The following is a 17,001-nucleotide window of genomic DNA, read 5'->3' as shown; positions in this document are numbered from 1 at the left end:
CCGCTCGATTGCGACGGGCCTTTTTCAACGCAAGGTCTGTGGCTCAGTTGAACTTGTACTTGGCGCCGAGACGGACGGTGTGGAAGGACGCCTCGCTTTCGAGGCTGCCGGGATCGGCGCCGAGCAGCGACGAGAAGTCCTCGCTGTCGAATTGCGCATAGCGGTACTCGAGGTTGACCGTGACGTGTTCGTTCACCGCCGTCTCGAGGCCTCCGCCGACCGAGAAGCCGTGCGAGTCCCAGTCGTGGGAGAAGCCGATGCTCGAGGCGTCGAGGTCGAAGTGCTGCCAGCTGTAACCGGCCAGCGCGTAGGCCAGGGTGCCGTCGTTCAGTTTCATGCCGGCCCGGGCAATGACATCGAAGCCATAGTCGGCGTCGATGCTGAAGGTGCCGGCGCCGAACGCACCGGTGTTGAGCTCGGTTGAAATACCCGAGTAGCGGCCGTCCACCATGATGCCGCCGACCCAGTTGCCGAAGTCATGGTCGTAGCCAAGGCTCAGTTCGCCGAACACACCTTCGCCGCCGAGACCGTTGAACGTTATACCGCCGGGCGCGATGTTCGAGTTCAACTCGTGCACCACCGCGCCGGCGCCGAGCGCACCGCCTGCATAGAAGCCGGTCCAGTTGTACAACGGGACCTCAAAGCTGGATCCGCCGCCATTCTCCGCGCCGAAACGGTAGTTGGCTGCCACATGGAAGGTATGGCTCGACGAGGCGCTGTCGAGAAATCCGGGCGGTGCGCCGAACTCCTCAAGCGCGTTGAACGAACTGAACTGCGTGAAGCGGTATTCCGTCTTCAGCGTCCAGTTGCCGGTGATCACGCTCTCCATGCCGACGCCAAGGAAATAGCCGTCGCGGTCCCAGTCGAATTCGCCGCCGAGGCCACCCGCGTCGAGTTCCGCCTTCTGCCAGGCATAACCGCCGAGCACGTAGCCCAGCGTTGTCGGCGTAACGAGATAGCCGAGCCGCAAGCCGACATCGAAGCCGTACTTGTCCGTCACATCGACGTTGAGCGGAAGTGCCGGGATATCCAGCGTGGTCTCGATGTTGCCGTAGTGGGCGTCGGCGAAGGCGCCGACCAGGAAGCGGGGCGAAACCATGTAGTCGTAACCGACCGTGACTTCGCCAAACAGGCCTTCGGCCCCGATACCGTCGAATGAGCCACCGGGAACGAGCGCTGTGCTCAGTTTCGGCACGTTGGCGCCGAACCCACCGCCCAGTCCGACGTAGAATCCACTCCAGTTGAAGCCGGTCTCGACTGGCTGTTCCGGGATCACAGCATCTGCGGCATGCACCGCCGTTGCCACGGTCGCGATTGAGACGGCTCCAAGCAGAAGACCACTGAATTTTTTCAACAACACTTTACCCACCCCCACGATTAACGCGGGGGAAGCTTATCAGTTCGTCGTCGCTGTTTCTGTAGCAAACGCGCAACAGATTGCCGCAGAAGTCGGAAAACGTTGGGGAAATGGCGTTCGACGGGCAAAAAGGGCCGCGAGCTGCCCATTCGTGGGCACCCCGCGGCTGCTGGGAAACTGCTCTTTTTGAAGGGTTGCGAACCGCTCAGGCGGCCAGCACGACCTTCGGCTCGGCCAGTTCGTAGCCCAGCGCATCGGCGACGGCGCCGTTGGTGATGCGCCCCTTGTGGACGTTCAGGCCGTTGCGCAGGTGCTGGTCGTCGAGGATCGCCTTGATGCCCTTGTCGGCAAGCTGCAGGCCGTAATGCAGGGTCGCATTGTTGAGCGCCTGGGCCGAGGTGATCGGCACTGCGCCCGGCATGTTGGCGACGCAATAGTGGATGATGCCGTCGACCTCGTAGGTCGGCTCGGCATGGGTCGTGGCGTGCGATGTCTCGAAGCAGCCGCCCTGGTCGATGGCGACGTCGACCAGCACTGCGCCCTTCTTCATGCCCGACAGCATTTCGCGGGTAACGAGCTTCGGTGCTGCGGCGCCCGGGATCAGCACGGCGCCGACGACGACGTCGGCCGAGAAGCACTCCTCCTCCAGAGCCTCGATGCTCGAGTAGCGGGTATGGACGCGGCCGTTGAAGATATCGTCGAGCTGGCGCAGGCGCGGGATCGAGCGGTCGATGATGGTGACGTCGGCGCCGAGGCCGACCGCCATCTTGGCGGCATGCAGGCCGACGACGCCGCCGCCGAGCACGGCGACCTTGGCCGGCAGCACGCCCGGCACGCCGCCGAGCAGGATGCCGCGGCCGCCATTGGCCTTCTGCAGCGCGGTCGCACCGGCCTGGATCGACAGGCGACCGGCGACTTCGGACATCGGCGCGAGCAGCGGCAGGCCGCCGCGGTCGTCGGTCACGGTCTCGTAGGCGATGGCGGTGACGCCGGAGGCGAGCAGGCCCTTTGTCTGCTCCGGATCGGGCGCCAGGTGCAGATAGGTATAGAGGATCTGGTTATCGCGCAGCTGCACCCACTCGCCGGGCTGCGGCTCCTTGACCTTGACGATCATGTCCGACTTGGCAAACACGTCGGCGGCGGTCTTGGCGATCGTCGCTCCGGCCGCACGGTAGGCATTGTCGTCAGCGCCGATGCCGGCGCCGGCGCCGGTCTCGATCAGCACTTCATGGCCGTGGGCGACGTATTCGCGGACCGCGCCCGGGGTCAGGCCGACGCGATATTCGTGGTTCTTGATTTCCTTGGGGCAGCCGACGCGCATCGTTCTCTCTCCTCTGCGGCAATGCAGCCGCTTTCTCCATCCGCAGAATGTACCAGATTGGGCACCGAACGTGTTTGCATATGTCGTTGCGTGGAGACGCGCGATTCGCTAATCGTTGTTCATCTGAGACGATTATTCGAAGGAAATTCGACGAATGTCATTGGACAGGATCGATATCGCCATTCTCGACTGGCTGCAGCGAGACGGCAGGATGCCCAATGCGGCGCTGGCCGAAAGGGTCGGACTGTCGCAGTCGGCCTGCTCGCGCAGGCTCGACAATCTCGAGAAGTCCGGGGTGATCCGCGGCTACCACGCGCAACTCTCCAACGCCGCGCTCGGACACCAGATGACGGCAATCGTGCATATCTCGCTGTCAGGCCAGTTCGAAAAGACGCTGTCGGATTTCGAGGCTGCCGTGAAGCGCTGCCCCAACATCCTCTCCTGCCACCTGATGTCTGGTGAGTACGACTACATCCTGCGGATTGCCGCGCGCGACCTGCAGGACTACGAGCGCATCCACAAGGAATGGCTGACAGCCATGCCGCACGTCACCAAGATCAATTCCTCCTTTGCGTTGCGCGAGGTCGTCGACCGCACTTCCGTAGGCATGAAGCCCGAGCTCGCCTAGGCCTGTTCCGTAACAATCCGGTCCATCGGGATGTCGTGCGTCTGCGGGTAAATGGTGGCGATGCGCTGCATCTCGTAGCCAATGCCGATGACCAGCGGCTTTTTCGGCATCGCCGCCAGGGTGCGGTCGAAGAAGCCGCCGCCATAGCCGAGCCGGTAGTTCTGCGGGTCGACGCCGACGATCGGCGATATAACCACGTCCGGCAGCACCGGATCGCCCTCGGCGGGAATGGGGATGTTCCAGACGCCTTTTTCCAGCCGGTCGCCGGGCTTGTAGGCACGAAAGACCAGCGGTTGCGCCTTCTCCACCACGACGGGCAGGGCGACGGCGCCGCCGCGATCGATCACCGAGGCCATCCAGGGGCGCATGTCCGGTTCGCCGCGAAACGGCCAGTAGAGGCTGACCAGGCGGCCGGCAACGTCACCGATGGCGGTGTCCAGCCCTGCCGCGATCTTCTGCGCCATCGAGGCGCGCACATCGGCCGGGATTGCAAGCCGCGCCTCGATCAGTCGCGCCCGCTCGGCCTTGCGCCAGCGCGCCACATCCGCCCAGGGCGCGGCGTCGACGGGCCGCGTGGCACCACTGGCGTCGAGCTCGTGCATGAAACAGGGCGGCGAGGCGTAGTGCGCGCCTTCGTCAGCTTCGGTCTCGTCAGTCACCTGCTTGCTCCTCTCCTGGGCGGGGAAGGTTAGTGCGCCTGCAGCCGGCCGGCACGCGCGATCGCGACATGCTGCGACTGAAACGCCGGCCGGGTATTGCGACAAGGCGCGGCTATCGATGGGTGCAGAGCCGACCGGCCGGTCTCGCCGAGCTGCCCTTGGATCCATGCCGCGGGCCAGTGCAGCGCCCCGCTGATCACCCGAGGCGATGCAGGCAAAAGTAGTCGCCAAGCCTTCCGCACAAGCTGATGACGCAAGGACAGTCATTGTGGTGTCATTGCTTCCTGCTGGACTTGCCATGACTTCGGCGCGAAACTTGCTGTCTCTGGCTCGGGGTATCGCTTCAGTTCACGAGGAAAATCATGTCCCATGTCGTTCTCCCGCTTTCGCGCCGGTCCTTCCTGTCCGGTTCTGCCGCTGCCGGCGCGCTGGTGATGCTGCATCCCTTCGCCGCCCGCGCGCAGGCCAACCAGGCACATCTCAGGATCATGGAAACCACCGACATCCATGTGAACCTGCTTCCCTACGACTACTACGCCGACAAGCCGAACGACACGATGGGCCTGTCGCGCACCGCCTCGCTGATCGACGCGATCCGCGCCGAGGCCGGCAACGCCATGCTGATCGACAATGGCGACCTTTTGCAGGGCAGCCCGATGGGCGACTACATCGCCTATGAGAAGGGCATGAAGGAGGGCGACGTCCACCCGATCATGAAGGGCATGAACCTTCTCGGCTACGAATGCTCGACGCTCGGCAACCACGAGTTCAACTACGGCCTGTCCTTCATGGACAAGGTGATCGCCGGGGCGAATTTTCCCTTCGTCTGCGCCAATCTGGTGCGCGGCACGCAGCTGGCGTCCAACCCGCGCGACGACAAGCTCTACCTCAAGCCCTACGTCATTCTCGACCGCACGATCAAGGACGGCGCGGGAAGCGAGCAGCCGATCCGCATCGGCATCATCGGCTTCGTGCCGCCGCAGGTGATGATTTGGGACGCCAAGAACCTGACCGGCAATGTCGTGACACGCGACATCGTCGAGGCGGCGAAGGCCTGGGTGCCGCAGATGCGCGAGGAGGGCGCCGACATCGTGGTCGTGCTGTCGCATTCGGGCATCGACACCAAAGAGGACACGATGATGGAGAACGCGTCCTTCTTCGTCGCCGGTGTCGAGGGCATCGACGCCGTGTTCACCGGGCACCAGCACCTCGTCTTCCCGGGCAACAAGGATTTCCAAGATCTTGCCGGCGTCGATGCGACCAAGGGCACGCTGCAGGGCACGCCGGCTGTCATGGGCGGCTTCTGGGGCTCGCATATGGGCCTCATCGACCTGTTGCTGGAGCGCGACGGCAGCACGTGGAAGGTGGTCTCGGCGACTTCCGAGGCGCGGCCGATTTACGAGCGCGTCGACAAGAAGAACGTGCCGACGGTCGAGGACGACCCGAAGGTGGTCGCAGCTGTGAAGGACGACCACGAGGCGACGCTGGAATATGTGCGCCGCCCGGTCGGCAAGAGTTCGGCGCCGCTCTATTCCTATTTCGCGCTGGTGGCCGACGATCCTTCGGTGCAGGTCGTCAGCCAGGCGCAGACCTGGTACATCAAGGACCTCTTGAAGGAGACGCAGTGGAAGGACCTGCCGGTACTTTCGGCAGCAGCTCCCTTCAAGTCGGGCGGGCGCGGCGGCGCCGGCTACTACACCGACGTGCCGGCGGGCGACATCGCCATCAAGAACGTCTCGGACCTCTACCTCTATCCGAACACGGTGCGGGCAGTGGAGATCACCGGCGCGCAGGTGAAGGAGTGGCTGGAAATGTCGGCCGGCATCTTCAACCAGATCGAGAAGGGCAAGGCCGACCAGCCGCTGATCAACCCGGACTTCCCGTCCTACAATTTCGACGTCATCGACGGCGTGACCTACAGGATCGACCTGTCGCAGCCGCCTAAATACGACCCGAAGGGCGCCGTGCTGAACGCTGGCTCAAACCGCATCGTCGACCTGATGTTCGACGGCAAGCCGATCGACCCGGCGCAGAAATTCGTCGTCGCCACCAACAATTACCGCGCCGGCGGCGGTGGCAATTTCCCCGAGATCAACCAGTCGAAGGTGATCTTCGAGGCGCCCGACACCAACCGCGACGTGATCGTGCGCTACATCGTCGACAAAGGAACGATCAACCCGACGGCCGACGCCAACTGGAGCTTCGCGCCGCTCGACGGCACCAGCGTGATCTTCGAGACCGGGCCGAAGGCGAAGGAGCACCTCGCCGAGGTGAAGGGCGTGACGATCGAGTCGGCGGGCGAGGGCGCCGACGGCTTCGCCAGGTACCGGATTACGCTCTAGGCTGGTCGGGCAGCCCGGCTACTGCGGCAGCATCTTGAGGCAGACGCCGGCGGCCTCGCCGGCGGCTCTGCCCTGCGACATGGTCAGCGTCCCGGCGGAGATCTGCTTCTTCACCTCGCTGACGACGATGTCCTTGGCGGTTGCGGGCGTCGGATTGCTGGACATCGTCTCGTCGTAGATGGTCTTGGCCGCCGGATCGAGGCCCGCCGCGCAGCTGTCGGCCGCCTGTCGGTCGGCGCTCGCCGCTGCGGTCATCGAAAGAAGCAGTGCGGGTATCATGAGGGTTCGCATGGCTCGTCTCCTGCCTTGTTGGAACATGCCGGCCTCTCGACAGGACCTTTGCCCTGCCAGCTTCAGGCCTTGTAGATCACCTGGCGGACGTCGATGTACTCGGCGCGGAAGCCCGCTTCGCAGTAGTACAGGTAGAACTCCCACAGTTTCTTGAAACGCTCGTCGAAGCCGAGCGGGTTGATATTCTCCCACGACGCCCAGAAGCGCTTGCGCCACTCGGCGAGCGTGCGGGCGTAGTCCTGCGGGAAGACGCGTTCGCGCAGGTAGGAAAGCCCGTGGTCGGTGCCGAGCGACTTCAGGATCGCTGGCGTCGGCAGCATGCCGCCCGGAAAGACATAGCGCTGGATGAAGTCCGGCCGCTTGCGATAGATCGGGAAGGCCTGCTCGTTGATGGTGATGATCTGCATGCCGGCCTTGCCGCCGGCCTTGAGGCAGTCCTTCACCTTGCCGAAGAAGACCGGCCAGTATTTCTCGCCGACCGCCTCGAACATCTCGATAGATGCGATGCGATCGTATTTGCCGGTCTCGTCGCGGTAGTCCTGCAGCTTGATCTCGACCTTGTCGGACAGGCCTGCCTTGGCCATGCGGGCAACGGCGAAGTCGTGCTGCTCCTTGCTGATCGTCAGGCCGGTAACCCTGCAGCCGATCTCGCGCGCGGCGAATTCGGCAAAGCCGCCCCAGCCGCAGCCGATCTCGAGCACGTGGTCGCTTGCGCCGATGTCGAGGTCCTTGGCAAGGGCCCGGTACTTCGCGGTCTGGGCGCTTTCGAGATCGTTGGCGCCGGTCGAGAACAACGCCGAGGAATAGGTCATCGTCGGGTCGAGCCACTCCTTGTAGAAGGCGTTGCCGAGATCGTAATGGGCGGAGATGTTCTTGCGCGAGCCGCGGCGGGTGTTCTGGTTCAGCCAGTGATGCACGCGATGGATGGTCGCCATGATCCAGCTCGAGGTGCCGGCAACGGTCTCGCCGGCCTCGACATTGACGACGAAAAGCTCAAGGAAACTCGTGACGTCGGGGCTTTCCCAGTCGCCGTCCATGTAGGACTCGGCAACACCGATGGTGCCGCCGGCAAAGGCGCGCGACGGCAGCTTCCAGTTCTTCAGCGTCACCTCGGCATCGGGGCCGGGCGCCTTGCCGACGACGAGGATCTTGCGCAGGTCGGGCAGGGTGATCTTGAGCGAGCCGCGCTCGAGGTTCAGCGCCGCCGACAGCACCATGCGCGCCTTGGCTGGCAGGCCGCGAGCGATCTCGGAAAAATTTCGCGCGTCGAGCCTGACGGCGTCGTCCGGCTGAATCGTCGCGCCATCGTCAAGCCTGCCTGCCACGATCTCTCCTCCCTCAATCGCTCGACCGTGGCGCGAATATACCGGAAACGGCCCGGAAAATCGCCGAAAAAGCGGCCTGTCTGCGCCGGAACATCCCGGTTTCGGCGAAGTCGGCCCCTGTTTCAGGGTCGTTTGCCGGGAAATCTGGCACTATTGGCGAAAATATCAAGGGAGGCCGGCGCACAGCCGTGACCGACCCGCGGGCCGTCGCGGGCCAGGTCAACGTCACGCTGCGTTAGATTCACGGCGGACGGCAGGCAATTGGCCGTTGCTTGAATGCATAAAAAGGCCGATGATTCCCGCAATGGAGGAGCTGAGATGCGATACGTTATCGGCATATGCATCGTGACCGGGTTTCTGATCTGGGACGGCGCCTATAACGAGGGCCGCTACGTCAGCTATGCGGTGTTCGAACTGAAGCGCCTGACGGCCATGGTGGGAGCCTAGCGGCCGCCGGTTACAGGGCCGGGCCCGAAAACAGCGTCAGCGCGCTGCCCAGCCGCTCGGCGATCCACCTGTGGCGCCGGGGCGATTTCGGCAGCAGGAAGGCGCCTTCCCACTCGCCGGTGACCGGATCCTCGCCGCGATAGGCGAGTACCGGCTGGTCGGGCAGGTATTTTTTGAAGCGCTCGACGACATCGCCGCCGTAAACCCGCCAATGGCCGTGCTTTTCCGGTTTCGGAAAACCCCAGTCGCGCGTCACGTCTTCACGGAACGGATCGGGGAAGGCGAGGTAAAGCAGCCCGTCGGGCCCGGCAATACGCAGGAGTTCGTGCAGCGCCTTGCGGTCGTCGCCGACATGCTCGAGCACGTGCGAGCAGATGACGAGGTCGTAGGCGGCCTCGGGCCGGTCGATCGACTGGATGTCGAGGCCGCCGGGCTCGCCATAGACGGACAGCTCATGCTCGGCGAACCAGGCCGGGTCGGCCGTCGGATCCGGGCTGAACTGGATTGCCTTCCACGCTGCGAAATCCTGCGGGCCGAGCCGGTCGAACATGACGCGGAAGATGCGGTGGCGCTCGAGGGACTGGCAACCGGCGCAGCGCGGAGCCTTGCCATTCGGCGCCATGCGCCCCTTGGGGCCGGGGCCGAACTCGACCCCGCCACAGATCGGGCAGCGCGGTTCGGCGGCAGAGTTCTGGGCGGCTGCAGTCATCATGGTGGACCCTGACGGTATGCTGCCCGGCAGCGGGCTGGCGGGGTGGGACGTTGCCGGAGGCGGCGCGAACCGGACAGATAGGGCTGCAGGTCGGCAATGCCAAGGGAAGCCGCAGCTCTCGTGCCCGACAGCATGGCTGGCGCCGGGCAATGCCCGGTTCTAGACTGCGGGCATGAAAGTCGACTGCCTGATGGGGACATATGGACGCTATGGCCTGGTCTGCGAGGCGCTGGCCTGTTTCCTGCAGCAGACGCGGCTTGGCGACGCCACGCTTCTGATCCACAACCAGCACCCTATACCGCTGCGCTTCGACCACCCGAGGGTGCGCATCGTCAACGAGAAGCCACCGCAGGGGTCGCTGCGCCACATCCGCAAACGGATGCTGGAACTTGCCGACCCGCGAGCCGACTTCGTCCACTGGATAGACGATGACGACCTCTATCTGCCCTGGCATCTCGAAGACTGCTTCGACAATATCGGTGAAAGCCTGGCCTGGAAGCCGACGCTCTGCTGGATTTCGCAGCGCAACACCGAGTATTCGCTTCTCGACGGTGTCTTCGAGGGTTCCTGGCTCATGCGAGCGGATTTCGCACATGCAGCGCCGCTCGACACGCATCCGCTCTACACCGACCACCCGCTCCACCAGCAACTGATCGAAACCGGCAGGCTGGCGACCACTAACCTCGGCGGCCGCATCTCCTATATCTACCGCTGGGATACCGGCACGGAGCACGTCAGCGGCTACGGCAGGAGGATTGACGAGACGGTGCAGAGCAGGAACCTCGAAAGCTGGCGTGAGCGCAGCACCGATTTTCGCCTCGGCGGCCACCTCGTGCCGGCGGACATGAAGGGGCGCTGGCAGCAATTTCTGGACGGGACCAGGCATCTGGTCAGCGAGACCGACTGGGAGTCCAACCGCAAGCGCTTGGGGCTCTAGAGGACGGTTGCGGTCGTCCAGATCCCTTACGTCGCCGACGCTGCGAAGCACTGCCCAAAACCATGATCGGCAAGGTTCGAACGGCCGAATGCGCCGGTTCGAGGCACAGGGTGCCAGACTGCGGGTTGACTTCACGGAAGCCTGCCCGGTACGTTGACGCAGGTTCGTACGAGCGGCCGGTGAGAGGGATTTGCATGAAGAACAAGAACGTCACCCGCCGGCGGGCTCTCAAGATCGTCGCAAGCGGCGCGGTCGTCGCGACAATTGCCCTGCCGTCGAAGTGGACCCGCCCGATCGTCGAGTCGATCGTGGTGCCCGCCCACGCACAGGCTTCGCCGACCCCCACGACTGGCACGACGTCGACTGTCACGGGTACGACGACCGCGACCACGACGACGGCAACCACAACCACCCCCACCCCGACTACGCCGGTTTGATCGGCCTCATCTCCTCGTGCATTCGATGAGTTTGGACGGAACTTTCGCGCCTGATCTGAAGGTTGACAGACAACTGCTCTGCGATCGTGCAACCGGCAGCCCGTTCGCTGATCTCGATTGACTTAGGGGAAGTTCACTGGTTATTTTCATAGCCGTTCGCGGTGTGCCGTTCCGGTGAGAGGGTGCCAGAATGAAAAACAACAAGGTCAGCCGCCGTCGGGCGCTGAAGATCGTTGCAAGCGGCGCGGTCGTCGCCACCATCGCTCTTCCGTCGAAATGGACGCGGCCGGTCGTCGAGTCGATCGTCGTTCCCGCCCATGCGCAGGCTTCTCCGACGCCGACCACCGGCACGGGAACGACTTTCACGACGCTTACGACTGCCGAATAGCCACAGTTTCTCAGCGATCCGAAACGCTGGCGCTTGGGAATGTCCGCCGCGCTTGTGCCCCGACAGTACAGCACGACATGATCGTCCCCCAGGTCTCGCCAGAGATCCAGTATCGGTGCGCTGGCCATGCGTGAGATCACCCTTGCGCTGCATGACCAGTCGGTCGCTCTGTCCTATCCCGACACGCTGCACGACGACATCGGGTCGCTGTTCGGCGCAGCCATTGCGGGCGACTCTCCGGCGCGTCGCACGATATATGTTTCCACCGGGTCCGACGGCCTCTTTACCCTCAATACCGAAGACGAACCGCTCCTTGAGGGACTGGCGCGCGGCGAGCTTCTCATCCACCTGCAGGACGCCGTCGTCCATGCGCTGATCGTCGATGCGGCGCACGCCGTGGCGCTGCATACGGGCGCCGTCAGTCACGGCGACAGGGCGATCCTGATCGCCGGACCGACGGGTTCCGGCAAGACGACGCTGACCGGCTGGCTCGTTGGCAAGGGGTTCGGCTACCTGACTGACGAAGTGGTGGTGCTCATCGACCATGCTTCGAAGGTGGTCGGCTTCCCGCGTGCCATGGTCGTCAAGGGGGGAAACGACGATAGTCCGTCGCCAGTGCCGCAATTCAAGGCGGCAGCCTCGGTGGAAGCGGGCGAACGCCTGATGCTACGGCCTGTGGAACAGGTGGATGCAGCCGCCGCGCGCGAATGCGGACTCACCGTCTTTCCGGTCTATTCTGCCGGCGCGGCGCTGCGCATCGCGCCGCTTACTGCCGCACAGGCCGGCATGCGGCTGATGGAGTGCAACCTCAATGCCCGCAACCTTGCGGATGAGGGGTTTCGTGCCGTCACCCAGCTGGCGCGCCGCGCACCGGCCTTCGTTCTGCACTATGGCGATCTCTCGCAGCTCGACGGCGTGGTCGACACGCTGGTGCGCCTCGTGCTCGACGAGCTTGGCGGGGCGGAGGAGGCGCGGCGTTTCCTGTCCGGCTACGCGGGCGGCGAGGCAACGCCGAAGCCGATGGCGCCAGCAAAGACGTTCGACATCCTGCCGCCGACGCCGGCGCGCGAGCGACGCCCGCTGACCATCGGCATGGCGACCTATGACGATTACGATGGTGTCTATTTCACGCTGCAGGCGCTGCGCCTCTACCATCCGGAGATACTCGACAGGACAAATTTCCTGGTCATCGACAACCATCCCGATGGGCCTTGCGCGGCACCCCTCAAGCAATTGGACACGATGGCGCCGAACTATCGCTACGTGCCGGCTGTCACGCCGACGGGAACAACTATCCGCAACGTCGTGTTCGAGGAGGCCGACAGCGACTTCGTGCTGTGCCTCGATTGCCATGTCCTGGTGCAGGCGGGAGCGATCGCGCGCCTGCTCGACTATTTCGACGCCAATCCCGAGACGGGCGACCTGCTGCAGGGACCGCTGGTCTACGACAATCTCGACAGCTGGTCGCCGCAATTCAAGCCGGGCTGGCGCTCAGGCATGTACGGGGCCTGGGAGCCCGACCCGCGCGCCGACGACCCGGACGGCGAACCCTTCGACATCCCGATGCAAGGCCTGGGGCTGTTCGCCTGCCGGCGCGAAGCATGGCTCGGCTTCAACCCTAAATTCAGGGGGTTCGGGGGCGAAGAAGGCTACATCCACCAGAAGTTCCGCAATGCCGGCCAGCGTACGCTGTGCCTGCCGTTCCTGCGCTGGGTGCATCGTTTCAACCGACCGCTCGGCGTGCCCTATCCGAACCGCTGGGACGACAGGATCCGCAACTACCTGATCGGCTTCCGCGAGGTCGGGCTGCCGACCGAGCCGATGATCGCGCATTTCCGCGAGCTGCTGGGCAAGGACGTCGCCGACCGTCTGCTGGCCGCCGCGGAGGCCGATATTGCCGAGGACAGCAACTAGTCGGTCTCTTCCTCGATCTCGACATTGGAACGGGCGACGTCGCCGGGTTCTGCCATGCGCAGTGCGCCGGCCTGGATAAGCTGGTCGATGGTGATCCTGACGTCGGCCCTGATCTGGTCGGCAGCCTCGGGATAGGACTTGCTCAGGATGGCGACGATGTCGTCGGTGCTGCGCGTGCCGTCGCAGAGCTTCCAGATCACCGTGGCCGTTTCGTTGAGATAGGAGGCAGTCTTCGACGGCCTGCGGTAGAGCAGGCTCTCGCTGTCCATCTCCTCGACTTCGACGAAGCCGTTTTTCCTGGGCATGGGATCTGGCGACATGGGCTACTCCGTAGGTGGCGGTCGATCATAGCAGGAGCCGGCCGCCTTGTCGCTGCGTCAGCCGCGGTGCTTGAGGAGTTGCCGGTAGGCTTGGCGGCGCCATGAATGAACACTTCGCGCTTCGGTCCTGCTGGTCAACACGGTACGGCGGCCGATCAGCCAACCGGCGCGGCGCGTGCCGCGCACCGGGCGCAGTGCCGCGGCGATCTCGAAGCAGCGCGGCTCGGCAAACAGACGGCCTGCGAGGTTGAGGCCGGTGATGGCCGCAAAGCGCGCGCCGGGCGCCTGCGCCAGCGCCTGAAAGCGGGCCTCGTCGGAAGACGAGAGCGCACGTGCCGCCTGGCAGATGTCGACGACATGCTGCAGCCGCTCGAAGTAGTGGTAGGCGCCGTGGACGCATGCCACCAGCAGGCAGCCGGCAGGCGTGCGGCTGTCCTGCGTCAGGTCGTCGTAGGTGAAGGAGAAGCCGCTCTTGAGACCCGGGGAGTGTACCAGGTCGGAGTGGACCTCGACCATTAGCAGGGGGTTCTCCGCATGCACCCAGACCCATTCTCCGCGCAGCCTCGCCCCGGCTTCGTCGGCAAGGCGATAGCCGCGCCCGGCAAGCAGGGTGCCGAGAGGCGCCAGCGCGTCCGGCGCGGCCAGGAGATCGATATCGGAATAGGAGCGCAGGGCGCGACTTGGATAGATGGCGGCTGAGAAGACCGGGCCCTTGATTGCAGTGAAGGGCAGGCCCTCTGTTGCAGCCTCTATGGCGGAGAGCTCGCTGCGCAGCATGAGGACAAGCGCGCGCGCGGCGCGCAGACCGGCGCCGGCCTCATCCAGAAGTGTCCGCAGGGCAGGGTCGCCGTCGAGGATCGCGAGGTTGCCGACCACGGCGGGCAGCACGCCATGCAATTCCGCCTGGGCGAGCAGGCCGGCAGCGCTGCCGGCATCGAGCGCCACGGCCGGCGGCGACCGCTGATCGGCAAGCGGGTCGGCGGCCCAGAGAAGCCAGTTGTCGGCATTGCGGCCTGCAAGGCCCGGCAAGCCGCGGCGCCTGACCGGGTCGCTCTCGGCGGCGAAGCCTCCGGCCGACAAGGTCCGGCTCGCGTTCTGCTCGATGACGGGAAGCGCGGTGTCGTAGCCGAAAGCCTCGAAATCCTCGCGATAGGTGTCGAGGATGATCGCTGCGAGTTCGGGATCTAGCGAGCCGATGGCCGCCTTGCCGGGCTGCGGGGACTTTGCGGGCGGCGGGCGCAGACGGATCGGGTCGGCAAGGCGCAAGTGCTGGCCGACGTCGGACAGCGCCAGATCGAGCGCCTCGAAGCGTCCGACATAGTCGATAGCCTGGCGTTGGCGGTCGTGCGTGTAGAGTATCTGGGGCGAAAGGTGGTTGCCGAGGCGGGAGGCCGGGCTGCGCGACAGGGCGGGCAGGGCGCGGACGAAGCCGTCGAAAGAGCCGAACCGAGCGAGGTGGCTCTTCAGACCGTAGTTGAAGACGCTCACCATGCGCGCATAGGGATTGCGCACGATGGCGAACTTGAAGCTGCGCTCCCAGGTCTCATTGCCGGCCAGGTCGCGCACGACCGCAAGCGTTGCGTGCTGCAGAAAGATGCCGAGGCCAGGGTCGAAGCCGAAGGCGCAAGATCGGTCGGCGACCAGCGGGTCGCGGCCCTCCGGGGCGAAATATCCCTCGATGGCGGTACCCGCTGTCTTTCCCGGATGCAGGAATATTGCGCCGTAGTCCTTGAATATCATTTCTGGCGGTCCCGAACCCCTGCCAAGTCACCATCCATCTGTTGCCATGGCAAGGAAAAACAGGCGGCTGAGGCGGTGTTGCGACTGCCAATGGAAAGCTAGCGGGGCGGGTCTTGTACCGATGGCCGCAGCGAACGAAGATGGCCGTCGGCGGCGAGCGGTCGCTAGACGGGCAGGGGGAGCATGTCTATCGACAGCTATCTTGCGGGTCGGGACCCGGCCCGGTTTCCGTTCCTCTTTGTCGTCACCTACGGGCGCAGCGGCTCAACCTTGCTGCAGGGGCTGCTCAACGCGATCGACGGCTATTGCATCCGCGGAGAGAACGGAGCGACGCTGTTCCACCTCTACAAGGCGAGCGCGGCGATCGATCGTGCACGGCGCTTCCACAGCGGCGCGAAAAGCCCGACGTCGCCATGGTATGGCTCCGACCACCTCGACACCGAGAGGATCGCGCGTCGCTGGCTCGACGGCTTCCTCGACGAGGTCGTCGCGCCACCGGCCGCTACGCGCTGCTGCGGCTTCAAGGAAATCCGCCACCTCTTGACCGATATGAGCGACGAGGATTTCTCCGGCTACCTGCACTTCATCGAGCGGGGCTTTCCGGGCGCCGGCTTCATATTCAACGTCCGCTCGATCGAGGGAACCGGCAAGAGCGGCTGGTGGCCGGGGTTCCAGTCGGCGCGGAGAACCGAGATTCTGGTGCACGCTCGAGTGAGGATGGCGCGGCAGGCCGAGAAAATGCCGAACGGGCTGCTGTTCAGCTACGACGCATGGCAGGCCGACACGGACTATCCACGCCAGCTGTTCGAGTTTCTCGGCGAACCCTACGACGCGGCATTGGTGCGGCGGGTCAAGGCGACCCGCCACAGCTACTAGCCGGGCCGGCGGCCGGTCAGACGAAGGGACGCATCATTCGGCCGAAGAAGCCGTTGGGCAGCATGCGGCCCTCGACGGCGGCGAGGCAGATGCACTCGCCTTCCGGGCCGACGCGCGGCTGGTGGTCGACGTCGCCATCGGCCTCGACGAGGTCGCCGGGGCGGTAGTGGCCGGTCTCGTCGAAGAAGGAGCCGGAGAGGACCTGGGTGTATTCCGAGCCGGCATGGCCGTGATGCGGCAGGCGCCTGTTGGGGCCGATGCGGTACATCACGAGGTCGGCGTTGGGCGCGCCGGGAATGGTGACGCGGCTGCGGCGCACGCCGGGAGCCAGCCAGCGCCAGCGGCCGATCTCCAGGCCGTCGAGCGCCGCCGGAAGCTCTATCGGCCCGTTGGCGGGAACGGCGCGGGTCGGCGTCGGGGTGCCAGTGGCGGGGGCCGGGCGATCGAGGCGCGCCGCGACGAGGGCAAAGGCGTCGGCCTGCATGGCGACCGGCTCGATGGCGTTGAGCAGCGCGCCGCCGACCGCCTCGAAGCGGCCGACGGCATTTCTGCAGCGCTCGCAGCCGTCGACATGGGTGCGCACGACGATGGTCGGTCCGGCCTCCAGCGTGCCGGCGGCAAGCCTGGCTAGAGAGTCATCGGTGGGGTGAAATTCTATCATCGCTCCAGATCTTCCAGTGCGGTGCGCAGGCGGGCCATGGCCAGCCGGACGCGGGATTTGACGGTGCCGAGCGGAATGCCGAGTAGCGCGGCGATCTCGGTCTGCGGCTCCTCGGCGAAGAAGGAGAGGCGCAGGACCTCTGCCTGCTCAGCGGGCAGGGTTTCGACCAGCCGGCGCACGCGGTCGTCGCGCTCGGCGGCGGCGATCACCTCGTCGGCGGGTGGCGGCGCCTCGGCCTGCTGGCTAGGGTCTTCGCCCAAGGTCGGCGGCGGGCCCTTGCGGCGGGCACGGTCGATGCGCAGGTTGCGCGCGATGGTGAAGATCCAGGTCGCGGCACCGGCCTTGGCCGGATCGAAGCCCGACGCCTTGCGCCAGACGGCGAGCAGCGTTTCCTGCGCGACCTCCTCGGCGAGGCCGGGCTCGGCGCCGCCGCGCAGAATATAGGCCTTCACGCGCGGCGCGAAGTGGCGGAACAACTGCTCGAAGGCCTGGCGGTCGGACCTGGCGACGCGCATCACAAGATGCGACAGCTCGGCCGCCGTCGGCGCGGCGAGTTCGTCCCGTCCCGTCACGAGCCGTTTCCCGGGCAGGCGCCGCAGGCGGTCGGGTCCGGCGCCGGACCAGAATGTTGCATGATGGACCTTCC

At 65.2% G+C, this 17,001-nt stretch carries 18 protein-coding genes; 8 read left to right on the top strand and 10 right to left on the bottom strand.

The genetic code is table 11. The annotated features are described in order from the left end of the window. Positions 1-43 precede the first annotated feature (43 nt). Together ACT2BZ_RS21930 and ald are read right to left on the bottom strand one after the other, a co-directional pair. On the bottom strand, positions 44-1,354 hold the full coding sequence (locus ACT2BZ_RS21930) for an outer membrane protein (RefSeq protein WP_457937733.1): 1,311 nt from the start codon (positions 1,352-1,354) through the stop codon (positions 44-46). A 208-nt stretch (positions 1,355-1,562) separates the two neighbouring features. Continuing rightward, positions 1,563-2,678 carry an alanine dehydrogenase gene (gene ald, locus ACT2BZ_RS21925; protein WP_457937731.1) on the bottom strand — a complete coding sequence of 372 codons (1,116 nt, stop codon included), beginning with the start codon at positions 2,676-2,678 and terminating at the stop codon, positions 1,563-1,565. A 154-nt stretch (positions 2,679-2,832) separates the two neighbouring features. On the opposite strand from ald, the gene ACT2BZ_RS21920 reads away from it, so the two are divergent. Continuing rightward, positions 2,833-3,306, top strand: a complete 474-nt coding sequence (locus ACT2BZ_RS21920; RefSeq protein WP_457937729.1) for an Lrp/AsnC family transcriptional regulator — start codon at positions 2,833-2,835, stop codon at positions 3,304-3,306. Here ACT2BZ_RS21920 and ACT2BZ_RS21915 read toward each other — a convergent pair. Then, positions 3,303-3,908, bottom strand: a complete 606-nt coding sequence (locus ACT2BZ_RS21915; protein WP_457941413.1) for a 5-formyltetrahydrofolate cyclo-ligase — start codon at positions 3,906-3,908, stop codon at positions 3,303-3,305. The two genes, ACT2BZ_RS21920 and ACT2BZ_RS21915, sit on opposite strands and share 4 nt — an antisense overlap. A 419-nt stretch (positions 3,909-4,327) precedes the next feature. On the opposite strand from ACT2BZ_RS21915, the gene ACT2BZ_RS21910 reads away from it, so the two are divergent. Further along, positions 4,328-6,307 (top strand): bifunctional 2',3'-cyclic-nucleotide 2'-phosphodiesterase/3'-nucleotidase, encoded by a 1,980-nt coding sequence (locus tag ACT2BZ_RS21910; RefSeq protein WP_457937727.1) that lies wholly within the window; start codon positions 4,328-4,330, stop codon positions 6,305-6,307. Between the two features lie 18 nt (positions 6,308-6,325). Here ACT2BZ_RS21910 and ACT2BZ_RS21905 read toward each other — a convergent pair whose 3' ends face one another. Together ACT2BZ_RS21905 and ACT2BZ_RS21900 are read right to left on the bottom strand one after the other, a co-directional pair. After that, positions 6,326-6,598, bottom strand: a complete 273-nt coding sequence (locus ACT2BZ_RS21905; protein ID WP_457937725.1) for a hypothetical protein — start codon at positions 6,596-6,598, stop codon at positions 6,326-6,328. Between the two features lie 62 nt (positions 6,599-6,660). After that, on the bottom strand, positions 6,661-7,923 hold the full coding sequence (locus tag ACT2BZ_RS21900) for a class I SAM-dependent methyltransferase (protein WP_457937724.1): 1,263 nt from the start codon (positions 7,921-7,923) through the stop codon (positions 6,661-6,663). A 318-nt stretch (positions 7,924-8,241) separates the two neighbouring features. Here ACT2BZ_RS21900 and ACT2BZ_RS21895 point away from each other — a divergent pair, with 318 nt between their 5' ends. Continuing rightward, positions 8,242-8,370, top strand: a complete 129-nt coding sequence (locus ACT2BZ_RS21895; RefSeq protein WP_457937722.1) for a hypothetical protein — start codon at positions 8,242-8,244, stop codon at positions 8,368-8,370. A gap of 10 nt (positions 8,371-8,380) precedes the next feature. On the opposite strand, the gene ACT2BZ_RS21890 is transcribed toward ACT2BZ_RS21895, so the two are convergent. Then, entirely contained in the window at positions 8,381-9,082 is a 702-nt protein-coding gene (locus tag ACT2BZ_RS21890) for a class I SAM-dependent methyltransferase (RefSeq protein WP_457937720.1), read from the bottom strand. 172 nt (positions 9,083-9,254) lie between these two features. On the opposite strand from ACT2BZ_RS21890, the gene ACT2BZ_RS21885 reads away from it, so the two are divergent. From ACT2BZ_RS21885 to ACT2BZ_RS21870, 4 genes are all read left to right on the top strand, one after another. Further along, the gene (locus tag ACT2BZ_RS21885) at positions 9,255-10,019 is read left to right on the top strand and encodes a hypothetical protein (RefSeq protein ID WP_457937718.1); all 765 of its coding nucleotides are present in this window, start codon (positions 9,255-9,257) and stop codon (positions 10,017-10,019) included. Positions 10,020-10,213: 194 nt separating this feature from the next. Next, a complete protein-coding gene (locus ACT2BZ_RS21880; RefSeq protein WP_457937716.1) occupies positions 10,214-10,456 on the top strand; it encodes a hypothetical protein in 243 nt (80 codons plus the stop codon). Positions 10,457-10,646: 190 nt separating this feature from the next. Beyond that, positions 10,647-10,844: a hypothetical protein gene (locus ACT2BZ_RS21875; protein WP_457937714.1), complete on the top strand. Its 198-nt coding sequence runs from the start codon at positions 10,647-10,649 to the stop codon at positions 10,842-10,844. Positions 10,845-10,970: 126 nt separating this feature from the next. Then, positions 10,971-12,758, top strand: a complete 1,788-nt coding sequence (locus ACT2BZ_RS21870) for a glycosyltransferase (RefSeq protein ID WP_457937713.1) — start codon at positions 10,971-10,973, stop codon at positions 12,756-12,758. Here the strand turns inward: ACT2BZ_RS21870 and ACT2BZ_RS21865 are convergent. Next, on the bottom strand, positions 12,755-13,078 hold the full coding sequence (locus tag ACT2BZ_RS21865; RefSeq protein ID WP_457937711.1) for a PqqD family protein: 324 nt from the start codon (positions 13,076-13,078) through the stop codon (positions 12,755-12,757). The genes ACT2BZ_RS21870 and ACT2BZ_RS21865 overlap by 4 nt on opposite strands. Positions 13,079-13,135: 57 nt before the next feature. Further along, complete coding sequence (locus ACT2BZ_RS21860; RefSeq protein ID WP_457937709.1) at positions 13,136-14,818, bottom strand: nucleotidyltransferase family protein; 1,683 nt, start codon at positions 14,816-14,818, stop codon at positions 13,136-13,138. 183 nt (positions 14,819-15,001) lie between these two features. Here ACT2BZ_RS21860 and ACT2BZ_RS21855 point away from each other — a divergent pair, with 183 nt between their 5' ends. After that, positions 15,002-15,694, top strand: a complete 693-nt coding sequence (locus tag ACT2BZ_RS21855; RefSeq protein ID WP_457937707.1) for a hypothetical protein — start codon at positions 15,002-15,004, stop codon at positions 15,692-15,694. Between the two features lie 16 nt (positions 15,695-15,710). Here the strand turns inward: ACT2BZ_RS21855 and ACT2BZ_RS21850 are convergent, their stop codons facing one another. Together ACT2BZ_RS21850 and ACT2BZ_RS21845 are read right to left on the bottom strand one after the other, a co-directional pair. Beyond that, entirely contained in the window at positions 15,711-16,355 is a 645-nt protein-coding gene (locus tag ACT2BZ_RS21850; protein ID WP_457937706.1) for a ChrR family anti-sigma-E factor, read from the bottom strand. Next, a complete protein-coding gene (locus tag ACT2BZ_RS21845; RefSeq protein ID WP_457937704.1) occupies positions 16,352-16,927 on the bottom strand; it encodes a sigma-70 family RNA polymerase sigma factor in 576 nt (191 codons plus the stop codon). The genes ACT2BZ_RS21850 and ACT2BZ_RS21845 overlap by 4 nt, the downstream gene beginning before the upstream one ends. Positions 16,928-17,001 lie beyond the last annotated feature (74 nt).

This window comes from Mesorhizobium sp. 10J20-29 (assembly GCF_054130485.1).
The sequence above is the reverse complement of the archived record's forward strand: the minus strand, read 5'-3'. Positions and strand labels throughout refer to the sequence as shown.

Excerpts from the sequence above, each read along its gene's own strand:
- ald (WP_457937731.1), bottom strand. The coding sequence starts at position 2,678 with ATGCGCGTCGGCTGCCCCAAGGAAATCAAGAACCACGAATATCGCGTC.
- ACT2BZ_RS21920 (WP_457937729.1), top strand. The coding sequence starts at position 2,833 with ATGTCATTGGACAGGATCGATATCGCCATTCTCGACTGGCTGCAGCGA.
- ACT2BZ_RS21915 (WP_457941413.1), bottom strand. The coding sequence starts at position 3,908 with ATGCACGAGCTCGACGCCAGTGGTGCCACGCGGCCCGTCGACGCCGCG.
- ACT2BZ_RS21910 (WP_457937727.1), top strand. The coding sequence starts at position 4,328 with ATGTCCCATGTCGTTCTCCCGCTTTCGCGCCGGTCCTTCCTGTCCGGT.
- ACT2BZ_RS21905 (WP_457937725.1), bottom strand. The coding sequence starts at position 6,598 with ATGCGAACCCTCATGATACCCGCACTGCTTCTTTCGATGACCGCAGCG.
- ACT2BZ_RS21895 (WP_457937722.1), top strand. The coding sequence starts at position 8,242 with ATGCGATACGTTATCGGCATATGCATCGTGACCGGGTTTCTGATCTGG.
- ACT2BZ_RS21890 (WP_457937720.1), bottom strand. The coding sequence starts at position 9,082 with ATGATGACTGCAGCCGCCCAGAACTCTGCCGCCGAACCGCGCTGCCCG.
- ACT2BZ_RS21885 (WP_457937718.1), top strand. The coding sequence starts at position 9,255 with ATGAAAGTCGACTGCCTGATGGGGACATATGGACGCTATGGCCTGGTC.
- ACT2BZ_RS21880 (WP_457937716.1), top strand. The coding sequence starts at position 10,214 with ATGAAGAACAAGAACGTCACCCGCCGGCGGGCTCTCAAGATCGTCGCA.
- ACT2BZ_RS21875 (WP_457937714.1), top strand. The coding sequence starts at position 10,647 with ATGAAAAACAACAAGGTCAGCCGCCGTCGGGCGCTGAAGATCGTTGCA.
- ACT2BZ_RS21870 (WP_457937713.1), top strand. The coding sequence starts at position 10,971 with ATGCGTGAGATCACCCTTGCGCTGCATGACCAGTCGGTCGCTCTGTCC.
- ACT2BZ_RS21865 (WP_457937711.1), bottom strand. The coding sequence starts at position 13,078 with ATGTCGCCAGATCCCATGCCCAGGAAAAACGGCTTCGTCGAAGTCGAG.
- ACT2BZ_RS21860 (WP_457937709.1), bottom strand. The coding sequence starts at position 14,818 with ATGATATTCAAGGACTACGGCGCAATATTCCTGCATCCGGGAAAGACA.
- ACT2BZ_RS21855 (WP_457937707.1), top strand. The coding sequence starts at position 15,002 with ATGTCTATCGACAGCTATCTTGCGGGTCGGGACCCGGCCCGGTTTCCG.
- ACT2BZ_RS21850 (WP_457937706.1), bottom strand. The coding sequence starts at position 16,355 with ATGATAGAATTTCACCCCACCGATGACTCTCTAGCCAGGCTTGCCGCC.